The following is a 20,740-nucleotide window of genomic DNA, read 5'->3' as shown; positions in this document are numbered from 1 at the left end:
ATAATTAAGGTGTTATTTCAAATCTTACATTAGTAATACCATTTTGGCTAAAAACCTGTGAATAATGATCCGCTAATTCTTGGCTATTTGTGTGATATATAACTTCATCAAAAGCATTGGAGTATTTTTTTGCTTGATCAAGCATTTTGTTTTGTTCAGCTATTGCCCAAGGTTTAGTATCCAGAGGATTTCTTAAAGACTTGTTCCAATCTTCTACAAATTTAGCTTCAATAGCAACATTTCTCCCATTAATAACAGCAACATTATCAGCAACACCATTTACTAGTTGTCCATCAACTATCGCAGTATATTGTCTTGAATTAAAATTTGCAGCTCCTCCATATAAATTTTGAATATCATCTTCATATTGCTGTGCTTTATCTATTGCTCTATATCTACCATTATGCACCAGAATCCCATCCTCAGTAACATAATAATTTTCATTGGCCTGGATATCAAAATTATAAACTTTTTCGTAATGTGGCAATGTTTCTACACTAATAACAGTAGTATAATCGCCACCTTTTAAATGTAGAAGATCTCCGGCTTTTAAGTTACCAGCTTCAATCCATTCATCATTACAGAAAAAACGGTGTTCAGGAGTCACACGTACAAATTCTCCAGTAGGTAACTCCAAAGAGAGCATTTGCTGGGTAAATCTTTCGTACTTTGTAAGGATAGGCTGATATTCCTGGTCTTTGGTAAGTTCGTTATAGGTAAGAACGAGGTCGCCTTCTGACAGGTCTTCTATGTTGGCCAGTCCCTCCGGAGTGTGCACTTTGGTTCCTTCCGGAAAACAAACCAATGTAGCTCCTTTTGCTGCAAAAATTCCCAATACAAGGCTTACGCCACTGTCTTTCAGTTTTTCAAGAACATCTTTATCACTGCTCCAGATATTGTACTGGTCGTAATAGGCTCCGCCAATCCCAAGCCCGCGCATGGTTTTACAGAATAGCGATGCATTTTTAAACCCTTTAAAGGTAAACTGCTCTATTAATTCTTTTCGTGCCGTATTGGCAAACTGGCGTGCAAATTCACGGCCGAAAGTTGCGGCAGTCTGTCGCATTCCTGTGGCTCCCGCTGCTGCAGTGGCTCCGGCAGCTCCACTCACCATACCTACTGCTCCGCGACCGGCCAGAAACCCAAAGGCAAAGTTGGCGACATGGCCCAGATTGGTAAGGGCAGCACTACCCCACGCTTCCCAAACAGTTTCTTTGGCGGTAATGGTTCCGCCTTCTGCCGGACAAACCATAATGGATGAAAGGGTAAGCGTTTTATGATCCTGTATGGAGAATTTTTGGGACGTATTGGTCCAGATTCTCTGGGAAGCGGCAGCTTTACATTTGATCAGCCCGATAGCTACCGCAGCCAAAATAGCAGCGGCGATAATGGCTGCAACCAGCCAGCCAGGTCCCGGGATCATGGCACATATCCCCACGGCGATTCCTGCGGCAGCTCCGGCCATAAAAGCCACACTGCCAAGGCAGACGAAGTTGTTCCCTTTCAGGGTATCCAGCTCTGTAGCGGCTTTATCTCCACTGAAGGTTACAAAATCCTGACTGGTGACCTTCATTTGTTTCGGAGCCACTCCTTTGTCGCAGACCAGATAATGTTTTTCGGTAAGATACTGTTCATCTTCCATGGTGTTACAATTCTAATTGGGTATCCATAAAACAGTGATAATAGAAAAACTCACCCAGCTTCTCGGTAATGATAAAATCAGATTTTAACAATATCCGGTCGTCATACAGGTATTTTCCTTTTACTAGATATTCGGGATGCATAAAATTATCTTTTGCAAATTCCCGTAGCCTTCGGATCATTTTTTCATCACGGATCATCTTTCCTTCCACCTTCCATTCATCAGTTCCGTGTTCCGTATTTTTTTCGGATACGGAAAGATTCACGGGAATCACGATACCGGCTCCGAACCTGTCCATATCTTCTCTCCTGAGATAGCTTCTGGAACCTTCGTCCATCGGTTCTTTTCCGAAAATATAGAAGAACTGGTAGAGGAAATGAATATACCGGATGCTTTTTATTTCCATCTCTTCATTGGTGAGTTCATATTCTTTAGCCCTGATTATTTCATAAGCTTCGATAGGATGGGCATTGGTAAGCCATTCTTTTACCCCTTTCCATTTATCGCGGATCATATCTCCGTTGTAGATTCTGGCAATTTCTCCTTTTTTATTGATCCCCACTTCCAGTGTGCTGTAAATGCTGCATACTTTGTTGGTCATTTCAGTGATCTGGACAATCAGAGGATCTTCATACATTTCGAGATGATAGTCTGTTTCGGTAATTTCAAAAATGTGATAATCCAGATCGGGATCTTTTCCTTTATAGGTGACTGAAGTTTTAATGTTTATTTTATAATTGCTGTCTAAGCTATGTACTTTGGTTTTTCCAATAATATCCGTATTATAACGGTAGTCTTTACCAATCTCCATATATGATTACTTATTAATATTGACTTTACTTCCGTTCACCTGAACTTCCGAACTTCCGGTCACGGTTACATTTTTGCCCCCCAGTTTCGTATCGTTGGTTGCTGAAAAATCAATGCTTTCTTTTGCATCAATCTTGATTTCTTTTCCGTTGATCGTAATTTTTCCTTCTTTATCAATGATAACGGTACTGGCTCCGACCACGATTTTAAATTCGGTATTGGCCGTAAGGGAAACTTTTCCTGTTTTATCCATCTGAAGGACAGATGCATCACCTACATTGATCATATTGGTATTTCCGGCTCTTACGGTGTTATCATTACCTACGTTGACTTCCTTGTTTTTATTGGCATTGGTAACCGCATTTCCGGCCCCGTCGAATTTCATATTGGCCCCGCCCTGATCGGTAAGCAATACGGAACCTTCACCGTCATTCAGCTCCAGTTTGTTTCCGCTCCGGCTGCTTAAACTTTTTACGTTGTTTCCGGCTCCGCCTCCTGCTCCGATACCACCATGAAACATTCCGCCCATCACAAAAGGACGGTCAGGATGCTGGTGTACGAAATTGACAATCACCTGGTCGCCGACTTCCGGAACAGCCATGAATCCACGGTTTGTACTTACCTTATCACTGCTTCCCGCATCGGGAGTCATCACCCTGATAAATTCCGTTGTATTGGGACCTTTCTGCCAGTCAAACTGTACCTGTACCCTTCCCTGATTTAAAGGATCGGTATTGGAAATCACTTTGGCAAACTGGGCTTCTGCTCTCGGAGAATCAAATTCAGGTCTCGGAATATATCCGGTATCTGCAGCAATGGCTTCAAAACTCCCGTTATAATATCCTCTGGCATCCACTTCATGAGTGACTTCTGTAATCATCAGCTTGGTAAAATAAGAGGTTTCATTGCTGTCCGTTTTCCTCATTTCAATATCTGCCGTACATCCGGGATACAGAAAGGGTACCGTGGTTGTTCCCGAAGTCACAAAAACCTGGGAAGCTTTACTTCCTGCCGTTCCTTTCTGGGAAGCATCCACATCCATAAATGAGGAAGCCTTAATGGGAGCAACCCTGAGCGAAGGTGTTTTAAAAACCTTCTCGGAAATCTCATAGGCTCTTTTGGCAATATCTGAAGTATGGTTTATTTTAGAACTTCCTGTGATCAGTTTTTCATTTTTGCTGCTGTTGTATCCATAGAATGTAGGATTCACATGCTGGGCTTTCATTTTGATCTTGATATCGTGAACACTGCTTCCGTAAGTAAGCGTCAGTGGTTTTTCCTGTGGCGGTAGCTTTCCGAAATGCAGAACTTCTCCGTCATAGAAAAACTGTTCCCCGTAAGCTTCAGCCATTCTCGCCAGATAATTATAATGGGTTTCTTCGTATTGGGAACTGTAAGAAACATTTCCATGTTGTGCATCTACCCTGAAATCAAATTTACTGGATCCCAGTCCTTCTTTAATGACTTCACTGGCAATACTGTTGAGACTTATCGGCTGGCCTCCGCCAAAGCTCTGGATATGGGGTGCTGCATCGAGCAGAACTGTCGGACTGGAGCCGGTAAGGACAACATTTCCAAGACTGCCTTTTTCCTGGCTGAACCCTACTTCTGTAATTACACCTACAAAACTTCTTTCAGGCCCGTCTTCAACATCTTTATATTTGGAAATGACTGTGATTCTTTTTCCTAAAAAATTCTGAACTTCACCCAGATTATGGTTTTCCGGACTGCCTAAGGTATCGTAAGCAAGGGTAAGCTCAAATTCATGGTGCTTTACCGCAGACTGGTGTAATCTGAAATGTTTGAAATGTTTGATTATTTTACCTTCTACTACAATATCCAGTTTTACCACACGATTGATTCCCTGAATCTGATTGGAAGGAATGGACGCAGCATTATGAATACGCGAAGTAGGCTGATTGGTCCAGATTTTATCATTCACCACCGAGGTCTGGTTGGGAGCCAGGGTATTATTCATAAACATAACGCCGTCTTTTACAGACTGAGCTTTGGACAGGGTACTTAAAGGATCTGCTCCCATCGCTTTTATTTCTTCTGAATTTACAGGAACCTGAGCCCTTCCCCCACCCTTAGGCAACTTTCCATCGGATGATTCTTTAAACATAACCTATTGTTTTGTTGATGTATACAGGAGTTTTCCGGAATAAATCCGGACTAAAAGTATGGCCGTAATTTCAGCGGGCAACCGGATAATCTGTTTACTGGCCCCTAAACAGATTAACCATGATAAGCTGCTGTCTGTAGATCGGAGATAAGAAATTGGAAGAGATAAGCCTATATCTCTTCCCGATCAGCTTTCAGATATTTAGTTTTCTTCATTTAATTATATTGTGACTTGGTCATACCAATTTATCACTATAAAAATTCACAACAAAATGAATTTTCACTTAATTGAAAAATTGTAGTAGTTCTACGACTCTTTATCTTGTGCAGCAATACAAGAAATCCTTAAAAGCCATTATTTCAACGACTTTTCAATCTATTTTTTTGTATTTCTTATCAGGAAATTCTATTTTTGGCGGAATGAGTATAAAACGTTCACCGGTTTATGCTTTCAGTAACTCAACCGACATTCATCAGTTTCTATTTTTAACAATCTGGTATTTATGAAATTAATAACTCCAAAAGGTTTGGCACCCGGCGATAAAGTAGCCACTATATCCATGTCATGGGGAGGTGCCGGTGATTTATCACATCGGTATTTAAAAGGCAAAGAACGCTTGCAGGAAATTTTTAATCTTGAAGTGACTGAAACCCCTAATGCACTGAAACCCTCATCATGGATCTATGATCATCCGGAAGCCAGAGCTAAGGATTTAATGGAAGCTTTCTCAGATCCGTCTGTTAAAGCAGTTATTTCAAATATCGGCGGAGACGACAGCATCCGGATGTTGAAATATATTAATATTGATGTCATTAAAAATAATCCAAAGATATTTTTGGGTTTTTCAGACAGTACTGTTACTCATTTCATCTGTCTGAAAGCCGGTCTGAGCTCTTTTTACGGAACTTCTGTTCTGGTAGGATTTGCAGAAAATGCAGCAATGCATGACTATCAGATTCACGATATTAAGAAAACGTTGTTTTCGAATTCTGTGATCGGACAGATCTCCCCTAATAGAGAGGGATGGACTACGGAATTTCTCGATTGGTTTGATATTTCTTTACAGGACACTAAAAGAAAGCTGAACCCTTCATCGGGCTGGCATTTTATCAGAGGGAATTCTGTTGTACAGGGACCGTTGATCGGCGGATGTCTGGAAGTCCTTGAAATGCTTAAAGGCACAGATTACTGGCCGGATCCTGAAATATGGAAAGACTGTATCCTCTTTTTTGAAACTTCGGAAGGGAAACCTCATCCTGATTATGTCAGATATTGGTTGCGAAATTATGCAGCCACCGGAATTCTGAAAAATGCCAAAGGAATTATTTTCGGAAGGCCATACGATGACCTGTATGCTGAGGAGTACGAAGCAGAATTACTGAAAATACTGGATGAAGAAGGGCTTTACGATCTACCTGTCGTTACTCAGATGGACTTTGGACATACCTGCCCTACTTTCACATTGCCTTATGGCAGGCTGGCAGAAATCAACTGCATTGATCAGACCTTTTCAATTCTGGAAAGCGGAGTACAATAGTAATGTCTTAAAAGTATAAGTTTTGGCTAAAGCCGATAAAAAGTTTCATTTTTTTATTGAACGGGCTTTAGCCCGTTCCTATTCACTATTCCAACAAATTAATTGTGAACATATCATAACATATGAAACCAGAATTTTTGAATAAAAAAGAGACTGTCTTTGAAAGACAGTCTCAACCACTCTAACTATAAAACGAGCTGAACCAGCTATCCTATTTTTTTACAACTTGAACATACGAGCTTTCATATTTTCTGTCAAACTAAACTCCTTATGCAGGAGATAATCTGCGGGATTTCAGATAAAGTGCTGTACGGTTTACATAAGGCAATACAATAATCAGTAATAAAGATGCAGAAAGCAGCCACACCATCATTTCATAATAATCCATTGCAAAGCGTACATGATCCTGCATATTGATTTTTCCGATCATCAGTTTATGGGCAGCTTTTGCGGCATGATCTTCAAGCATTCCTTTACCCGTAAGTCTGACAGTCTGTTTATGAAGGAAATCTTTGACTGCCGGATCTACAGCAGTAAGGTGATCCTGAAAGGCATTGTAATGTCGGCTTTTTTCAAAAAGTTCAAAATAATTGATCAGGGCGATACTGGCGCAAAAACCAAAATACCGGACCGCCAGTGCTGTAGCTGCTGCTGAAGGACCAATAGATGCCGGAACCGATGATATAATAAAAATAATCGTCGGAACCATAATCAGCCCTACTCCCAGTCCCTGAAGAAATAACGGAATATAATAATTGAATTCATCTGCCTGAACATCAAAGGAATAATACATCAGCCCATGAAACAAAAGCAGCATTAAAAAACCGGGTATCCAGATATACCGTATTCCTTTCTTTTGCAATACCATGCAACAGGCAATAATCACTCCGGCTACCAGTCCGGCAAGATTAAAAATATTGATATACGAAATGTAGAACGGGTCAAAATGCAGTTCCGAAATAAAATAATTATTGGTAATTCCGGAAGCAAAACGGCAGATATACATAATAAAAAGAAGCAGCAATCCCACTTTAAAATTTCTGAATCTGAAAACCCTCAGATCAATATAAGGCCTTTTGATGGCTCGCTGACGAATCACTGACATTATAGATAAAAGAAGGATTCCTATGATACTGATGAGAATCCGGGGGTCTTCCAGCCAGTAATATTCCTGTCCGTAAATCGTGATATAGCCAATCAGGACCAATATCGTGCTGTACACTATAAAACTCTGCCAGTCCAGTTTATACAGATGGAACCTTGTATCAGTTCTGTAATTCGTCATCGCAAAAGTGAGAAAAAAAAGACCCGGCACATAGGAAAAAATAGCGGTTTTATAAATGATATTAAAATTATAGGAATCGATAAGATCTGCGGTTATCAGATTATTAAAAGGCATGGCACAGATCAGGATTCCGAAGAATACTGAAAAACTGATTTCTCTCGCCCTTTCACTGCTTAACCTTGTAAAAATCAAAGTAAGCGAAAGATTGACATTTCCGGCAAACAGCATTCCCTGAATAAAACGTACCGGAAAAAGAATATACACTTCATGGGTATAATAACAGATCAGGCTGGCCAGAATCTGTAAGGTAGTAAATAAAAGAAAATATTCCTTGGCGGCAAGAAAACTGAAAAACCTTCTTTCGAGGCAGTAAAACCCTACATATCCTGCATAGAATAGCGCTACCGAAAACTGAATATCGGCCGGCTCACATCCATAATACCCTGCTGCTGCATTCACATTGGACAGCGGCAGGAAAAATATAATAATCCCCGGCAATGTCATGGCAAAGAGGATAATCTTAACAAGCCATTCGGGTACCCAGTTTTTAAAAAACGGAATCTTCCTAGCCATGAGAGTGCTTTTTAGCAGCATATACATTTACATTCATTCCCAGTTTGAGAACATCAATATCTTTTCTTTTTCCGTCTATTCTGATACGAACCGGAATACGCTGTACAATTTTCACATAATTCCCGGTGGAATTATCCGGTGGCAGCAATGAAAAACTGGAACCCGTAGCAGGAGAAAGCGAAATAATGGTTCCCTGAAATTCCTGATCAGGATAAGAATCGGCTACAATTTTAACATGATCCCCGATATGCATATCTTTAATCTGGGTTTCTTTATAATTGGCCACGACCCATTTATCGGTTTCATTATTGACGATAAAGGCCAGTGTTTCTCCGGCATCAATCATTTGCCCTACCTCAACAGTTCTTCGCCCCATTCTTCCGTCATAGGAAGCGGTAACAACGGTATAACTTACATCCAGCTTATGACGGTCCAGCAATGCCTGCAATCTCGAAATTTCTGCCTGTACCACTGTTTTTTCTGCCTGAATATCACCAATCTTCGACACAGAAGCTGCATATGCATCTTTTGAAGACCTGTAATTACTTTCATTAACATCCAGTGTGGCTTTTACATCTTCAAGACGTTGTTTTGTTGCCGATTCTTCATTATACAATTTTTCATATCTGTCGTAATCCAGTTTTTGTTTCCATACTTTTGCTTCATCCGCTGATACCTGTGCCCGTGCTGAAGCAGCTTCTTTTTCCGTAGTATGGGTATTGCTTTCAAGAACTTTAAGCTGGGCTCTCGCCTTTTGAAGAGCAGCCTGAGTCTGTTCCTGCTGAAGGACATATTCACGGCTATCGATCACCAGAAGCGTATCCCCTTTTTTCACTTCCTGATTTTCTTCAAACTTTACTGCCACGATGAATCCGCCTGCTCTTGAGATCACAGGATTGACATATTCCTGAACCTGAGCATCATTGGTTTGTTCATACTTATAAAAACGGGTAAGAGTAAGACCGCCCCAGACAGCAAGTCCGGCCACGATAAAAACGGAGATCCATCCTGTGATTTTTGTAATCAGTCTGTCGGTTGGGGTATATTTTTTTTTCATTGTATTATAAAGTGCCTGTAATATTTTGTAGTAGATAATAATTGTTTTGTGCCATGATCTTAGCGGCTTCCAGTTCAAACTTGGTCTGAAGAAGCTGAATATCCGCATCCAGCAAATCGGTAAGCAGAGAAGCCTGATTGAAATAGGTATTTTTGGTAATTCTTGCATTTTCCTTAGCCTGGGTCACATTGGTTTCAGCTACCCTGATCTGTTCTAGAGCCTCCTGATAGCGCAGATAAGCTTCTTTTACCTGCTGTCTGATTTTATCTTCCGTATTTTTATGTCCTTCTTCTTCTTTTTCAAATTCCAGTGCCGCAGCTTTTACCTTATGGGTATTATGATAAAGAGAAGAAATGGAGAATGAAGCCTTCAGACCTACGATTCCCAGAGAATACCAGTTGGGATTATACGGATAAAGAAAGATCTGAGGATTGGCATAATAAAACTCACCATAGAGCCCTATTTTAGGACTTACATTCGCTTTAACCTGCTTAAGTCTGATTTTACTTAACTCTGTCTGCTCTTCGGAAACGTGATAATCAAAAGAATGATCCATTGCCTGTTTCAAATATTCTCCATAGGCAGCACTCTCGTTCCACTGATCCAGCGGAGCATCAGGAATTACAGTCTTCTCATCGGGAATTCCGAGAATAATATTCAGTTTCTGAGTGGCAATCAGGATATCATTTTCTATGGTTACCAATGCCATTTTACGTCTGGAAAGTTCAAGTTCTATTCTGAGAACATCGTTTTTCAGCACTACTCCATTCTTATATAAAGCCTGAATTTCTTTTAATTGTGTTTTCTGATCTTCAATATCCTGTCTGATAAGATTTCTGAAGATAAAGGTTTTCTGAAGATCAAGATAAAGGGCAGCTGTTTTATAATGAATATCGGAAACAGCCTGTTCCTTCTGAATATTCTTAATTTTCTGAAGAGTCTGATTTTCTTTGATTTTAAGATTCAGTTTGTTTCCTTCATAAATATTAAGATAAAAATCAGCACCGGCTCTGTAAAGAGTATGAATTACCTCATGCTGTACAGGTCTGGAAAAAATTCCGTTTTCATAAATGGGAATATTGGAGGCTTTTTCAATGGAACCTTTTACTGCGATTTCAGGAAGACGTTCCCGTTTTGTGTCTTTTACTTCTGCTTCTGCAATGTCTGCATCCAGGGTGTTGATTTTAATATGACGGCTGTTTTCTTCAGCTCTTTGCCATGCGTCTTTCAGGGAGAGTCGGATGGTATCATTTCGGAGACTGCCTGTCTGGGCTGATATTGCATAGGAAGTTCCCAGCATCAGCAGTCCGGTAAGATAAATTTTCATCTGAATTTTTCGAATTATTGCACTGCAAATTTATTGGCAATCCGGAGAATATTTTTACCTAAAATAGTCAAGTTTTACATGATTCCGGCCAAATGATTATATTTGCATTTTCAACCTATTTCAATTCTTTTATGGGATTAATTGCGACGCTTCCACATATTGATCAGTATGACAAAAGTGTATTTGTAATGCATGAAAAATCAGAGAAACTGATTCCTTTTCATAAGCACACGAAAGGCCAGCTAAGCTATGTAGAGGGCGGTATTGCCTATATTACAATAGACAACCGTACTTATGTGGTTCCGGCAAGACATTTCTTCTGGATTCCTCAGGGAATGGAACATATTTTAGAGATCGGGCACAGTGCTACCGTTCTCCGTTCTCTGTATTTTTACGCTCATGACGATGTATCGGATCCTTTCTATAGCAGACTGGGAATTTATCCGGCCTCAGAACTTCTGATCCAAATGATCAAATACACGGAAATATGGGACGAGAAACATGTAACTGCTCAGGATGAAAATTTTGAATTCCTGATTGCACTGAAGAAAATCCTGCCTAAAACCCACCAACAGCCCTTACCTATTATTCTTCCCGCCACCCATAATAAACAGATGCTGAGAATTGTTTCCTACCTGGAATGGAATATCGGGGAAAAACATACGCTGGCCAATGTAAGTGCAAGGTTCGGATTGAGTGAACGTACCCTGTCCCGTCTTTTTAAAGCTGATATGGATATTTCCTTTCTTCAGTATTTAAAAACACTGAGAATTATCAAAGCGATTGAACTGCTTTTAAATACGGATAAATCGATCAATGAAATTGCTGATGATGTAGGCTACAGTTCGATCAGTGCTTTCAGTGATACTTTCAGTGAATTTACTCAGTCCAGGCCTTCAGATCTCAGAAAAAACAGCAAGGCATTCCGCAGTCACGTCTCATGATCTTAATCAGGCTTTCCGGAAAATAAAAGAGTTTTTTATCTTCTATTTAAAATAAGTTTATATCTTTGTCATATAAAATTCATAGAAAATGTTTTCCAAAACCTGCGAATATGCTTTAAGAGCCTTAATTTATATCGCCCAGCAATCTAAAAACGACAGCCGGGTCGGAATTAAAGATATTGCCAAAAGCATCCATTCGCCTGAACATTTCATTGCGAAGATTTTACAGGATTTAAGCAGAAAAGGATTTGTACAATCAGCAAAAGGACCTAACGGAGGATTTTATATGGATCAGAAAAATCTGGATCTTACAATTGCAGATATTGTAAGAGAAATTGATGGTGACAAACTCTTCTCAGGCTGCGGATTAGGCCTTGAACAATGTTCGGAGACCCATCCCTGCCCTCTTCACGATCAGTTTAAAAGTATCAGAAATAATCTTCGGACCATGCTGGAAAACTCTAAAATACAGATGTTTGTTGATAATCTTGATTTAAAACTCACCTATCTTAAAACATAAAAAAATTTGCCCAAATAAAAGATAAAAAGATCTTTATATATTAATTTTAAAAAATGAAAATATATCTTAAAAATCCATTTGTTTCAATACTTCTTTCTTTAATGGCGGGAATGTTTATGACGATCAGTTTTTTAGAAACTCCGATGAAATTTCAGGTGGAAGGAGTCACGCTTCCTGTTGCGTTAGGGCTGGGAAAACTGATGTTTGGACTCTCAGCAAAACTACAATGGGTATTCATGATTCTCATCCTGTCTTTCCTGTTTATCAACAGAAAAAACCATACGAAAGTGGACTTTTTCATCATACTCATTTTGATCCTGATTCTCAGCTTAGAACAGTTCTGGATGCTTCCGGAACTCGATGCCAGAGTGGATATTCTTTCATCAGGAGGATCATTACCGCCTACTCCGCTGCACAATTACTTTATCTATTCAGAAACAGCAAAAGCAATACTCCTGATAACTGCCATTATTTTACAATTCAAAACTCAACCCAATAGATTATGAAAAGTCAATTTTTATCTGCCATTATCCTTCCCGTTTTATTCATACTATGCTACTCATGTTCCGGCAAGGATACCACGCCGATTCCGCAGCCGGATCTCCATACCGAACAGCCGTTATCGCCATCTGCCGAAACTCCTGCTCCTCCTGTTTCAGTAAGTACTTCCAGTGATCCCGGATGGAAACTGATCGAAGGAGCCGACTGCCTTGCCTGTCATAAAACAGATGCAAAATTAATAGGGCCTTCTTATCAGGAGGTCGCTGACAAATATACTGAAGCCGATTTGGAAAGGCTTGCCCGGAAAATCATTGACGGCGGTAAAGGAAACTGGGGCGATATCCCGATGACTCCTCACCAGGGAATAACTCAGGACCATGCAAAACAAATGGTGAAATATATCCTTTCACTCAAAAAGTAATAAAAAAATTTAAAATAATAAAAGACAAAAAAGTATTATATTATGAACACAAAAACAGACTTTATAGGAAACATCGTGGCTGAAGATTTCAGAACAGCCGCTATTTTTAAAAAACACGGAATTGATTTCTGCTGTAAAGGCGGAAGAACCATAGAAGATGCCTGCAGCAACAAAAAAATAAATCCGGAACACCTCTATCAAGAACTGGAATCTCTTCCTAGAAACGATGGATCTACCATTGATTTCAGCAGCTGGCCACCGGATCTTCTGGCTGATTATATTGAGAAAACACATCACCGCTATGTGGAAGAAAAAACTCCGGTTTTGCAGGCTTTTCTTGATAAATTATGTAAAGTACATGGAAGCAGGCATCCTGAACTGTTTGAAATCAATACCTTATTCAATGAATCTGCTCATGACCTGGCCGCGCATATGAAAAAAGAGGAACTTATCCTGTTTCCTTTTGTAAGAAACATGATGAAAGCCAAACTATCGGGTGGAGCACTTTCTCTCCCTATTTTCGGAACGGTAGAAAATCCGGTTGCTATGATGCAGCATGAACATACGGTGGAAGGTGACCGTTTCAGAAGAATAGCAGAAATCACGAATGAATACACTCCTCCTGCAGACGCCTGTAATACCTATAAAGTAGCTTTTGCCATGCTTCAGGATTTTGAAAATGATCTCCATAAACATATCCATCTGGAAAATAATATCCTTTTCCCAAAAGCCATCCGACTGGAGAAAGAATTTAGTGTTGAATCTTAAAAACGGATGCGGAATGACACCTAAAAAACTTTGGAGATGGCTTGCTGCCGTAATGATTGCCTCATTTGCCGTTCTCATATTCTACGGAACTGAAATCTACAGAAAAGTGCCACCGATTCCTGATAAAGTAGTAAGCAGAGACGGAACCTTGATCGCTACCGGACAGGATATTAAAGACGGGCAGAATGTCTGGCAGTCTATCGGCGGACAAACAGTAGGAAGCATATGGGGACACGGTGCTTATATTGCACCGGACTGGACTGCAGATTACCTGCATCGTGAATCGCTTTTACTCCTTGATGAACTGGCAAAAAAAGAAGGAAAAGTCTATAGAGAACTTCCTGATGACGAACAGGCCAGATATCAGGTCTTGTTAAAAAAAGAACTTCGCACCAATACTTTTAATGCCCACAACAATGAAATCGTTTTCTCTCCTGAGCGGGCTGAAGTACAAAGACAGCTGTCGCAGTATTATTCAAAATTATTTATGAATGATTCTTCCATGACCACCCTGCGTGATCAGTATGCTATTCCTGAAAACACCATCAAAGACCCGGCAAGAATGGCTAAAATGAATGCCTTTTTTGCATGGAGCTCCTGGGTCTGTATTACGGAACGTCCCGGAGATGAGGTCACTTATACCAACAACTGGCCTCATGATGAGTTGGCAGGAAATGTTCCGCCACCCTCATTGCACTTATGGTCGGGCTTCAGTGTCTTATTGTTATTAGCCTGTGTGGGACTTCTGGTATTTTATCATGCCAGAAACAAAGAAGAAGAAATCAGTGAAGTACTTCCTCTTGAAGATCCTTTACGGAATATGAAGCCCACTCCTTCCATGAAAGCTACTTTGAAATATATCTGGATTGTGGCGCTGCTCATTCTGGTTCAGATGCTTGCCGGAGTTATCACTGCACATTACGGCGTGGAAGGAAGTGGTTTCTACGGAATTCCTATGGATCAGTTTCTGCCCCAGTCAGTATCAAGAAGCTGGCATGTACAGCTGGCTATATTCTGGATCGCCACTTCCTGGCTGGCTACCGGACTTTATATTGCTCCTGCTGTTTCAGGATATGAACCCAAATATCAGAAACTGGGAGTCAATATATTATTCGGAGCCTTACTGATCGTCGTCTTAGGATCTCTCACCGGACAATGGCTTGGCGTGATGCAGAAACTCGGGCTGGTAGATAATTTCCTTTGGGGCCATCAGGGATATGAATATGTGGAGCTTGGAAGAATATGGCAGATTTTATTGCTCATTGGGTTGATTCTGTGGCTGGTATTGATGGTAAGAGCATTACTTCCGGCTTTAAGACGGAAAGACGGAGACAGACATTTATTAACCTTATTTACCCTTTCATCCGTAGCGATTGCTATGTTTTACGGGGCAGGATTAATGTACGGAAGACAAACGCATATGGCCATAGCGGAATATTGGCGATGGTGGGTAGTTCATCTTTGGGTAGAAGGATTCTTTGAAGTTTTTGCGACAGTGGTTGCAGCATTCCTGTTTACCAGATTAGGACTGCTAAGGCTAAAATCGGCCACTCATGCAGTATTATTCTCAACCATAATATTCCTTGCCGGAGGAATACTGGGAACATTCCACCACCTTTATTTCAGTGCCACACCAACGGCTGTACTGGCTTTGGGGGCAACTTTCAGCGCACTGGAAATCGTACCGCTGGTACTGATTGGCTATGAAGCATATCAGAATTATCAGCTCAGCAAATCAACATCGTGGATTCAGGCCTATAAATGGCCGATTTACTGTTTTATTGCCATGTGTTTCTGGAATTTTCTGGGCGCCGGAATCTTCGGATTTGCCATCAATCCTCCTATTGCCCTCTATTATATTCAGGGATTAAATACAACTGCTGTACATGGACATGCCGCCCTGTTTGGAGTGTATGGAATTTTAGGAATCGGATTAATGCTGTTTGTTTTAAGAGGATTGTATCCTGAAAGGCAATGGAATGACAAACTTATAGGCTGGGCCTTCTGGCTGACAAATATCGGCTTACTGGTAATGGTAACGATCAGTCTTCTGCCTATAGGCATCATGCAGTCCGTAGCTTCTATTAAGGAGGGATACTGGTATGCCCGATCCGCAGAATTTATGCAGACCGACATCATGCATTTCCTGAGATGGATGCGTGTTCCCGGAGATATTTTACTGGCCGCGGGAGAATTGCTGCTTGTCATTTTTATTCTGGGACTGAAATTCGGCTGGTCACTGAAAGAAAAACGCTAGCCTATTATTCACTAAACCTTGCAGATCTCTTATACCTGTAAGGTTTAGTATTTCTTCTTTTAAATTTTCACAAACAATATGAAACGTAATGAAAACATAATCCTTCTTTCACGGGACCATCATTCCGGCCTGCTTTGCAGCTGGAAAATAAGGCAGGGATTGAAAAAAACGGTTGAAACCAAAAGAATTCAAAAGTACATCCTTTACTTCTGGAAATACCACCTGAAACACCATTTCAGGGAAGAGGAACAGATTCTCTTTCCTTATCTTGAGGATAAATACGCTGCCCGGGTACAATCTGAACATCAACAGATAAAATCTCTGATCTCACAGATAAAAAATTCTGAAAACCGTGATTTGTTTTCAGATTTTGCAGGTCTGCTCGAACAGCACATCCGCTTTGAAGAACGCCAGTGGTTTCCTCATTTAGAAGAGAAACTGAATAACACCGTCCTGGATAAGATCGGAAAAGAGCTTAATCATATCCACTCTGAAGAAAAAGATGATGATCCTGATGAGTTCTGGAAATAACTTTCATTTAATAGTGTATCTTTAAATTATGATTCCGGAAGAAATTTTAAAACAATATCACGCCTGCATCTGCGATTATGAAACCGGGGACTTTATCTATGAAGAAAATATGGAAAGTTCCTGTTATTTTCAGATTCTGTCCGGAAAAGTAAAGCTTAATAATTTCAGTGAGGACGGAAGAGAATTTATTCAAAATATTTTCGAAGCTCCGCAATCTTTTGGGGATGCTCTACTTTTTATTGATAAGGCTTATCCTACTAATGCAATTGCTTTAACACAATGCAGGGTTTACCAGCTGCCTTCTGATCTTTTTTTTACTTTACTGAAAGAACACCCTCAATATTATGTGATCATTACTGAAAATCTTTCCAAAAGATTATACTATAAAATGCTTATGTCAAAGCATATATTCTCCAAAGATCCTCATATCAGACTGACTGCTTTAATGAAGTATTTTAAAGAAACGCACTGTATCAAAGAAAATAACGAGGAATATCTCATCCCGCTGACACGTCAGCAGATGGCTGATCTTACGGGTCTTCGTGTTGAAACCGTAATCCGGACAATTAAAACTATGGAAAGAAATAAACTACTCAAAATCAGGAATCGCCAAATTTATTATTAAATTCAGTAATCCTTTGTGATTCAGATCATAATAAAGAACAGCCGCTCATTGTAACTTTAAGGAACAGAATTCTTTAAAACGTATGCAATGGAAGAGTTTCTTAATGAACCCGGTTTACAAATCACTATTCTTCTTCTTTCACTTCCGATTATTTTTGCGCTCATTCTGATTCTGATAAAAGTCAACGGAATGATCTCCACCCTTCTCAAGAAAAAGGAATTGAAAAGAATTTACAGACATCTGAAAAACATGCCTCCGCAAGAGGTTTCTGCACTGGAGGCACGTAAGAAAGAACTTGAATTTCAGCTTTCCGGAGATGAACTTTCGTCTCATAAAGAGGTGAAAGATCCCCGGGGACTGGTCAATCAGGCCGCTGAAGTACATGATCTCCGTTTTCTTCAAAGCAAAAGAAAAGAGGGCGGAAAAATTATCGTCCCGGAAGATGAAAAAAAGCTCATTCTCTGGTTCCTTGGATGCAGTGTTTTCTGGCTTCTGATGGGAACAACCGTGGGAGAATATCTTGGGATTAAATTTGTTGCTCCCGATTCAGACCACCTCAGCTGGTTAAGCTTCGGAAGACTTCGTCCCGTTCATACCAATATGGTTTTCTGGGGATGGTCTTCGATGGCCATGATTGGCTTTTCTTATTATGTAGTTCCAAGAGTCGGCAATACTCAGGTTTTTAACCTCAAACTGGGATACTATACTCTATTTCTGATGAATGCATCTGTCATTATCGGGAGCCTTTTTCTGATGGCCGGAATCAACAACAGCGGCGGTGAATACCGTGAATATATCTGGCCCGTCATGCTTCTTTTTGCTGCCGGAATTCTGATCAGCATTTATAATCATTTTAAAACAATTGCTTTCAGGAAAACCGAAGAGATCTACGTCTCAAACTGGTATATCATTTCTGCGATGATGTTTGTGGTCGTAATTCTTCTCGTGGCTTATCTTCCATTCTGGCAGGACGGGCTGGGAGAAACCATTACACAGGGGTATTATATGCATCAGGGGGTTGGAATGTGGTTTATGTTGTTTAACCTTGGATTAATGTATTATTTTCTGCCTCAGGAACTCAACAGTCCTGTTTATTCTTACAGTCTGAGTATTCTGGCATTTTGGATGCAGATCCTCTTCTATACCCTGATTGGAACCCATCATTTTATTTTCAGTGCTATTCCATGGTGGCTACAGACTGTAGCGATTGTGGCCAGTGTGGGAATGATTATTCCTGTAGCAGCAGGAAGTGTCAATTTTATGATGACGATACGCGGTTCATGGCACAGGCTAAAACTAAGCTATGTTCTTCCGTTTTATGTGGTTTCCGTCATTTTTTATTTTACAGGATCCATGCAGGGAACAGCTGAGGCTTTCCGGACGTCTAATCTTTTATGGCATTTCACAGATTTTACAGTGGCACACTCCCATCTTACCATGTATGGCATAATCACATTCATGTTGTGGTCTTTCACTTATACTTTGGTTCCAAGACTTACCTCTCATGAACCCCCTAGCCTTACCGTGGGGCTGCATTTCTGGATGGCCCTGATCGGAGTGCTGGTGTATACCATTTCCCTCATGATCGGAGCTACAGAAAAAGGAATATTATGGATGGACAAGAAACCTTTTATTCAGGGAATTGTAACCATGATGCCTTTCTGGCTCTGGCGGGCTATCGGAGGTAGCATGATGTGGATTTCTCATATTATTTTTGCTTATAATTTTTACCGGATGATCCGGCCTAAAAAAGAAATCATCATTCCGGAATCTCCATCTGAAATTTTAGAAATCATACACACTCAAAAAAAGATATCATAATGGACTTCTTTAATGATCATAAAAAACTGTTCTCCACAGCATTGGCTTTTTTTCTTTTTCTGACACTGATAATCTGCATTTTCCCTGCATTAAACAATCAGAAAGTGTATAAACCTTTATCGGGAAGTAAACCGCTCACCGAGGAAGAAAGCCGTGGAAAAGACATTTTTATCCGTGAGGGGTGTGTTGCCTGTCATACACAACAGGTCCGGAATGTAGATATGGATCAGGTTTTCGGAACCCGCCCCAGTCTCGCAGTAGATTATGCCCGAAATAAAAGGCTCAATTTTTTCCAAAATACCGCTACGCTGATGGGTACTGAAAGAACCGGCCCCGACCTTACCAATATCGGTTCAAGACAACCTAGTACAGACTGGCAGTATTCTCACCTGTTCAATCCAAGGTCTGTGGTTCCCGAATCGATAATGCCTTCCTACAAATGGCTTTTTCTGATCAAAGAACAACCCGGTCCCGGAGATAAGGAAATCAATGTTCCTGATGCATTTAAAAAGGGAATTAAAGGTAAAATTATTCCTTCTGCAGATGCCAGAGATCTGGTAGCCTATCTTCTGAGCCTGAAACAGGCAGACCTTCCTAAAAGTATTCCGTCACGGGAATTTTTATACAAAAAAGAAGAAAAAAAGACAGCAGGTTCTACAGGAGGTGACAGCTTGCCGGATGGAGAAGCTTTATTCGCAACCAACTGCGCTACCTGTCATCAGGCCAGCGGAGAAGGTATTCCCGGCTCATTTCCTCCATTGAAAGGTGATAAAGTGGTTTTAGGAGATCATCTTGAATTATACGTCACCATTATCATGAAAGGTTATAACGGTCTGGCACCGCAATATGGAGAAATGCCCGCCGTAGGAACGAATGCCAATTTTAAACCGGAAGATGTGGCTGCCCTGATCAACCATGAAAGAACCAGCTGGGGTAACAATGGAAAAAAAGTAACTGCTGAAGAAGTAAAAGCTATAATGGATAAAATAAAATGACATGAAAAAGATATCACTTACCCTCCTCCTCTTATGGACAGGTTATTTGCAGGCCTGTGATGCCTGTAAACTGCAACAGCCCAAAATTACCAGAAACCTCACTCACGGGACCGGGCCTGATTCAAACTGGGACTGGATTATCGTAGGTATTGTTACTGCAATCACATTGGCGACACTGGTTTATTCATTCAAATTTCTGATTAAACCGGGAGAAAAAAACAAAACACATATCAAAAATAATATTCTTAATTTTTAAAACTGAAATAATGGGAAAGCATAATGCCGCTGTTTTTCTTTATATCGATGAAGAGCCTGATCCGGTCGCTGAACTTCAGACTCCTGTTGTTTTCAATCTGGATACCACAAAACTTACAGATGGGGAACATACTTTAAAGATCGTCAGCAAATTTGGGAATAAAGAGGGATTAAAATTTGTACGTTTTACCGTTCGTAATGGTCCTATCATCCATCTTGAAGGGCTTACGGATGAGGAAACGGTAAACGGCATTTTGCCGTTGATGCTGAATGCTTATGATACCGGAAAAAATCAGAGTTTCATTATCAAAGGAAGTGAAAATCCCCGGACAATTCCCGTCTGGATCTGGATTATTGCTTTAATTTTTGTGGCATGGGGGGCATTTTATCTGGTATCCAATTTTAGGTTACAATAAAAAGCCCTCTCAACTGGTGTGGAAAGGGCTATTTTTGAACCGTCAGGGTCTGTGATTATGCTTAAACCTCAGAGCAGTTATTGTGTTGCTTTGATAATGGCAGAGGTAATCTGATTTTCTTTTTCTTTTGAATATGTAGAGTCAAAAGGTTCCATGATATCAAATAAATACTGATAGAATGGTGTGATCTGCTGCACATTTTCAGATTCCTTCATGGCTTTATCTTTCCCCATCTGCTGAAGTTCTTTTACAAAAACATTGAACTTCTTATCAATCGGCTCTATGGATTTCACCAGATAAGCATAGGCTTTTTCTTTCTGTCCGATTCTG

At 40.4% G+C, this 20,740-nt stretch carries 20 protein-coding genes; 13 read left to right on the top strand and 7 right to left on the bottom strand.

Features of this window, described 5'->3' with window-relative positions; all coding sequences use genetic code 11:
- Positions 1-4: 4 nt before the first annotated feature.
- From JO178_RS15750 to JO178_RS15740, 3 genes are read right to left on the bottom strand one after another with little or no spacing between them, the layout of a single operon-like run.
- Positions 5-1,642: a Hint domain-containing protein gene (locus JO178_RS15750; RefSeq protein ID WP_291937971.1), complete on the bottom strand. Its 1,638-nt coding sequence runs from the start codon at positions 1,640-1,642 to the stop codon at positions 5-7.
- A 4-nt stretch (positions 1,643-1,646) separates the two neighbouring features.
- Positions 1,647-2,453 carry a hypothetical protein gene (locus JO178_RS15745; RefSeq protein ID WP_291937969.1) on the bottom strand — a complete coding sequence of 269 codons (807 nt, stop codon included), beginning with the start codon at positions 2,451-2,453 and terminating at the stop codon, positions 1,647-1,649.
- 6 nt (positions 2,454-2,459) lie between these two features.
- Positions 2,460-4,430, bottom strand: a complete 1,971-nt coding sequence (locus JO178_RS15740; RefSeq protein WP_291938145.1) for a phage baseplate assembly protein V — start codon at positions 4,428-4,430, stop codon at positions 2,460-2,462.
- Between the two features lie 649 nt (positions 4,431-5,079).
- Here JO178_RS15740 and JO178_RS15735 point away from each other — a divergent pair.
- A complete protein-coding gene (locus JO178_RS15735; protein ID WP_291937967.1) occupies positions 5,080-6,114 on the top strand; it encodes an LD-carboxypeptidase in 1,035 nt (344 codons plus the stop codon).
- Positions 6,115-6,382: 268 nt separating this feature from the next.
- Here JO178_RS15735 and JO178_RS15730 read toward each other — a convergent pair whose 3' ends face one another.
- The 3 genes from JO178_RS15730 to JO178_RS15720 are packed head-to-tail and all read right to left on the bottom strand — an operon-like array spanning position 6,383 to position 10,356.
- Entirely contained in the window at positions 6,383-7,972 is a 1,590-nt protein-coding gene (locus JO178_RS15730; protein WP_291937965.1) for a beta-carotene 15,15'-monooxygenase, read from the bottom strand.
- Positions 7,965-9,029: an HlyD family secretion protein gene (locus JO178_RS15725; RefSeq protein WP_291937963.1), complete on the bottom strand. Its 1,065-nt coding sequence runs from the start codon at positions 9,027-9,029 to the stop codon at positions 7,965-7,967. The genes JO178_RS15730 and JO178_RS15725 overlap by 8 nt, the downstream gene beginning before the upstream one ends.
- Positions 9,030-9,033: 4 nt before the next feature.
- Positions 9,034-10,356: a TolC family protein gene (locus tag JO178_RS15720; RefSeq protein ID WP_291937961.1), complete on the bottom strand. Its 1,323-nt coding sequence runs from the start codon at positions 10,354-10,356 to the stop codon at positions 9,034-9,036.
- A gap of 131 nt (positions 10,357-10,487) precedes the next feature.
- Here JO178_RS15720 and JO178_RS15715 point away from each other — a divergent pair, with 131 nt between their 5' ends.
- The 12 genes from JO178_RS15715 (at position 10,488) to JO178_RS15660 (ending at position 20,410) form a co-directional block, all read left to right on the top strand.
- A complete protein-coding gene (locus tag JO178_RS15715) occupies positions 10,488-11,300 on the top strand; it encodes an AraC family transcriptional regulator (protein WP_365866962.1) in 813 nt (270 codons plus the stop codon).
- A gap of 88 nt (positions 11,301-11,388) precedes the next feature.
- Complete coding sequence (locus tag JO178_RS15710) at positions 11,389-11,820, top strand: Rrf2 family transcriptional regulator (RefSeq protein WP_291937957.1); 432 nt, start codon at positions 11,389-11,391, stop codon at positions 11,818-11,820.
- Between the two features lie 53 nt (positions 11,821-11,873).
- Entirely contained in the window at positions 11,874-12,326 is a 453-nt protein-coding gene (locus JO178_RS15705; RefSeq protein WP_291937955.1) for a hypothetical protein, read from the top strand.
- Positions 12,323-12,742, top strand: coding sequence for a c-type cytochrome (locus JO178_RS15700; RefSeq protein ID WP_291937953.1), 420 nt, complete (start codon positions 12,323-12,325; stop codon positions 12,740-12,742). Before JO178_RS15705 ends, JO178_RS15700 begins: the two co-directional genes overlap by 4 nt.
- Before the next feature lie 42 nt (positions 12,743-12,784).
- Entirely contained in the window at positions 12,785-13,510 is a 726-nt protein-coding gene (gene ric, locus JO178_RS15695; RefSeq protein WP_291937951.1) for an iron-sulfur cluster repair di-iron protein, read from the top strand.
- A gap of 13 nt (positions 13,511-13,523) precedes the next feature.
- A complete protein-coding gene (locus tag JO178_RS15690; protein ID WP_291937949.1) occupies positions 13,524-15,767 on the top strand; it encodes a nitric-oxide reductase large subunit in 2,244 nt (747 codons plus the stop codon).
- 78 nt (positions 15,768-15,845) lie between these two features.
- A complete protein-coding gene (locus tag JO178_RS15685) occupies positions 15,846-16,298 on the top strand; it encodes a hemerythrin domain-containing protein (protein ID WP_291937947.1) in 453 nt (150 codons plus the stop codon).
- A 28-nt stretch (positions 16,299-16,326) separates the two neighbouring features.
- A complete protein-coding gene (locus tag JO178_RS15680; protein ID WP_291937945.1) occupies positions 16,327-16,923 on the top strand; it encodes a Crp/Fnr family transcriptional regulator in 597 nt (198 codons plus the stop codon).
- A gap of 87 nt (positions 16,924-17,010) precedes the next feature.
- Positions 17,011-18,744, top strand: a complete 1,734-nt coding sequence (locus JO178_RS15675; protein ID WP_291937943.1) for a cbb3-type cytochrome c oxidase subunit I — start codon at positions 17,011-17,013, stop codon at positions 18,742-18,744.
- A complete protein-coding gene (locus JO178_RS15670; protein ID WP_291937941.1) occupies positions 18,744-19,739 on the top strand; it encodes a cbb3-type cytochrome c oxidase subunit II in 996 nt (331 codons plus the stop codon). The genes JO178_RS15675 and JO178_RS15670 overlap by 1 nt, the downstream gene beginning before the upstream one ends.
- Position 19,740: 1 nt before the next feature.
- Positions 19,741-19,995 (top strand): hypothetical protein, encoded by a 255-nt coding sequence (locus JO178_RS15665; RefSeq protein ID WP_291937939.1) that lies wholly within the window; start codon positions 19,741-19,743, stop codon positions 19,993-19,995.
- A gap of 10 nt (positions 19,996-20,005) precedes the next feature.
- Complete coding sequence (locus tag JO178_RS15660; RefSeq protein WP_291937937.1) at positions 20,006-20,410, top strand: cytochrome C; 405 nt, start codon at positions 20,006-20,008, stop codon at positions 20,408-20,410.
- Positions 20,411-20,487: 77 nt separating this feature from the next.
- Here the strand turns inward: JO178_RS15660 and JO178_RS15655 are convergent.
- On the bottom strand, positions 20,488-20,740 hold a 253-nt coding region (locus JO178_RS15655), incomplete at its 5' end, for a hypothetical protein (protein ID WP_291934621.1).

Origin of the sequence: Chryseobacterium sp. (genome assembly GCF_019236175.1) — a bacterium.
GTDB lineage: Bacteria > Bacteroidota > Bacteroidia > Flavobacteriales > Weeksellaceae > Chryseobacterium.
Note: the sequence above shows the minus strand (reverse complement) of the source record. Positions and strands in the feature narration are given on the sequence as shown.

What these genes read in the sequence shown, in the direction of transcription:
- JO178_RS15750 (WP_291937971.1), bottom strand. Translation starts at nt 1,642, where the DNA reads ATGGAAGATGAACAGTATCTTACCGAAAAACATTATCTGGTCTGCGAC.
- JO178_RS15745 (WP_291937969.1), bottom strand. Translation starts at nt 2,453, where the DNA reads ATGGAGATTGGTAAAGACTACCGTTATAATACGGATATTATTGGAAAA.
- JO178_RS15740 (WP_291938145.1), bottom strand. Translation starts at nt 4,430, where the DNA reads ATGAATAATACCCTGGCTCCCAACCAGACCTCGGTGGTGAATGATAAA.
- JO178_RS15735 (WP_291937967.1), top strand. Translation starts at nt 5,080, where the DNA reads ATGAAATTAATAACTCCAAAAGGTTTGGCACCCGGCGATAAAGTAGCC.
- JO178_RS15730 (WP_291937965.1), bottom strand. Translation starts at nt 7,972, where the DNA reads ATGGCTAGGAAGATTCCGTTTTTTAAAAACTGGGTACCCGAATGGCTT.
- JO178_RS15725 (WP_291937963.1), bottom strand. Translation starts at nt 9,029, where the DNA reads ATGAAAAAAAAATATACCCCAACCGACAGACTGATTACAAAAATCACA.
- JO178_RS15720 (WP_291937961.1), bottom strand. Translation starts at nt 10,356, where the DNA reads ATGAAAATTTATCTTACCGGACTGCTGATGCTGGGAACTTCCTATGCA.
- JO178_RS15715 (WP_365866962.1), top strand. Translation starts at nt 10,488, where the DNA reads ATGGGATTAATTGCGACGCTTCCACATATTGATCAGTATGACAAAAGT.
- JO178_RS15710 (WP_291937957.1), top strand. Translation starts at nt 11,389, where the DNA reads ATGTTTTCCAAAACCTGCGAATATGCTTTAAGAGCCTTAATTTATATC.
- JO178_RS15705 (WP_291937955.1), top strand. Translation starts at nt 11,874, where the DNA reads ATGAAAATATATCTTAAAAATCCATTTGTTTCAATACTTCTTTCTTTA.
- JO178_RS15700 (WP_291937953.1), top strand. Translation starts at nt 12,323, where the DNA reads ATGAAAAGTCAATTTTTATCTGCCATTATCCTTCCCGTTTTATTCATA.
- ric (WP_291937951.1), top strand. Translation starts at nt 12,785, where the DNA reads ATGAACACAAAAACAGACTTTATAGGAAACATCGTGGCTGAAGATTTC.
- JO178_RS15690 (WP_291937949.1), top strand. Translation starts at nt 13,524, where the DNA reads ATGACACCTAAAAAACTTTGGAGATGGCTTGCTGCCGTAATGATTGCC.
- JO178_RS15685 (WP_291937947.1), top strand. Translation starts at nt 15,846, where the DNA reads ATGAAACGTAATGAAAACATAATCCTTCTTTCACGGGACCATCATTCC.
- JO178_RS15680 (WP_291937945.1), top strand. Translation starts at nt 16,327, where the DNA reads ATGATTCCGGAAGAAATTTTAAAACAATATCACGCCTGCATCTGCGAT.
- JO178_RS15675 (WP_291937943.1), top strand. Translation starts at nt 17,011, where the DNA reads ATGGAAGAGTTTCTTAATGAACCCGGTTTACAAATCACTATTCTTCTT.
- JO178_RS15670 (WP_291937941.1), top strand. Translation starts at nt 18,744, where the DNA reads ATGGACTTCTTTAATGATCATAAAAAACTGTTCTCCACAGCATTGGCT.
- JO178_RS15665 (WP_291937939.1), top strand. Translation starts at nt 19,741, where the DNA reads ATGAAAAAGATATCACTTACCCTCCTCCTCTTATGGACAGGTTATTTG.
- JO178_RS15660 (WP_291937937.1), top strand. Translation starts at nt 20,006, where the DNA reads ATGGGAAAGCATAATGCCGCTGTTTTTCTTTATATCGATGAAGAGCCT.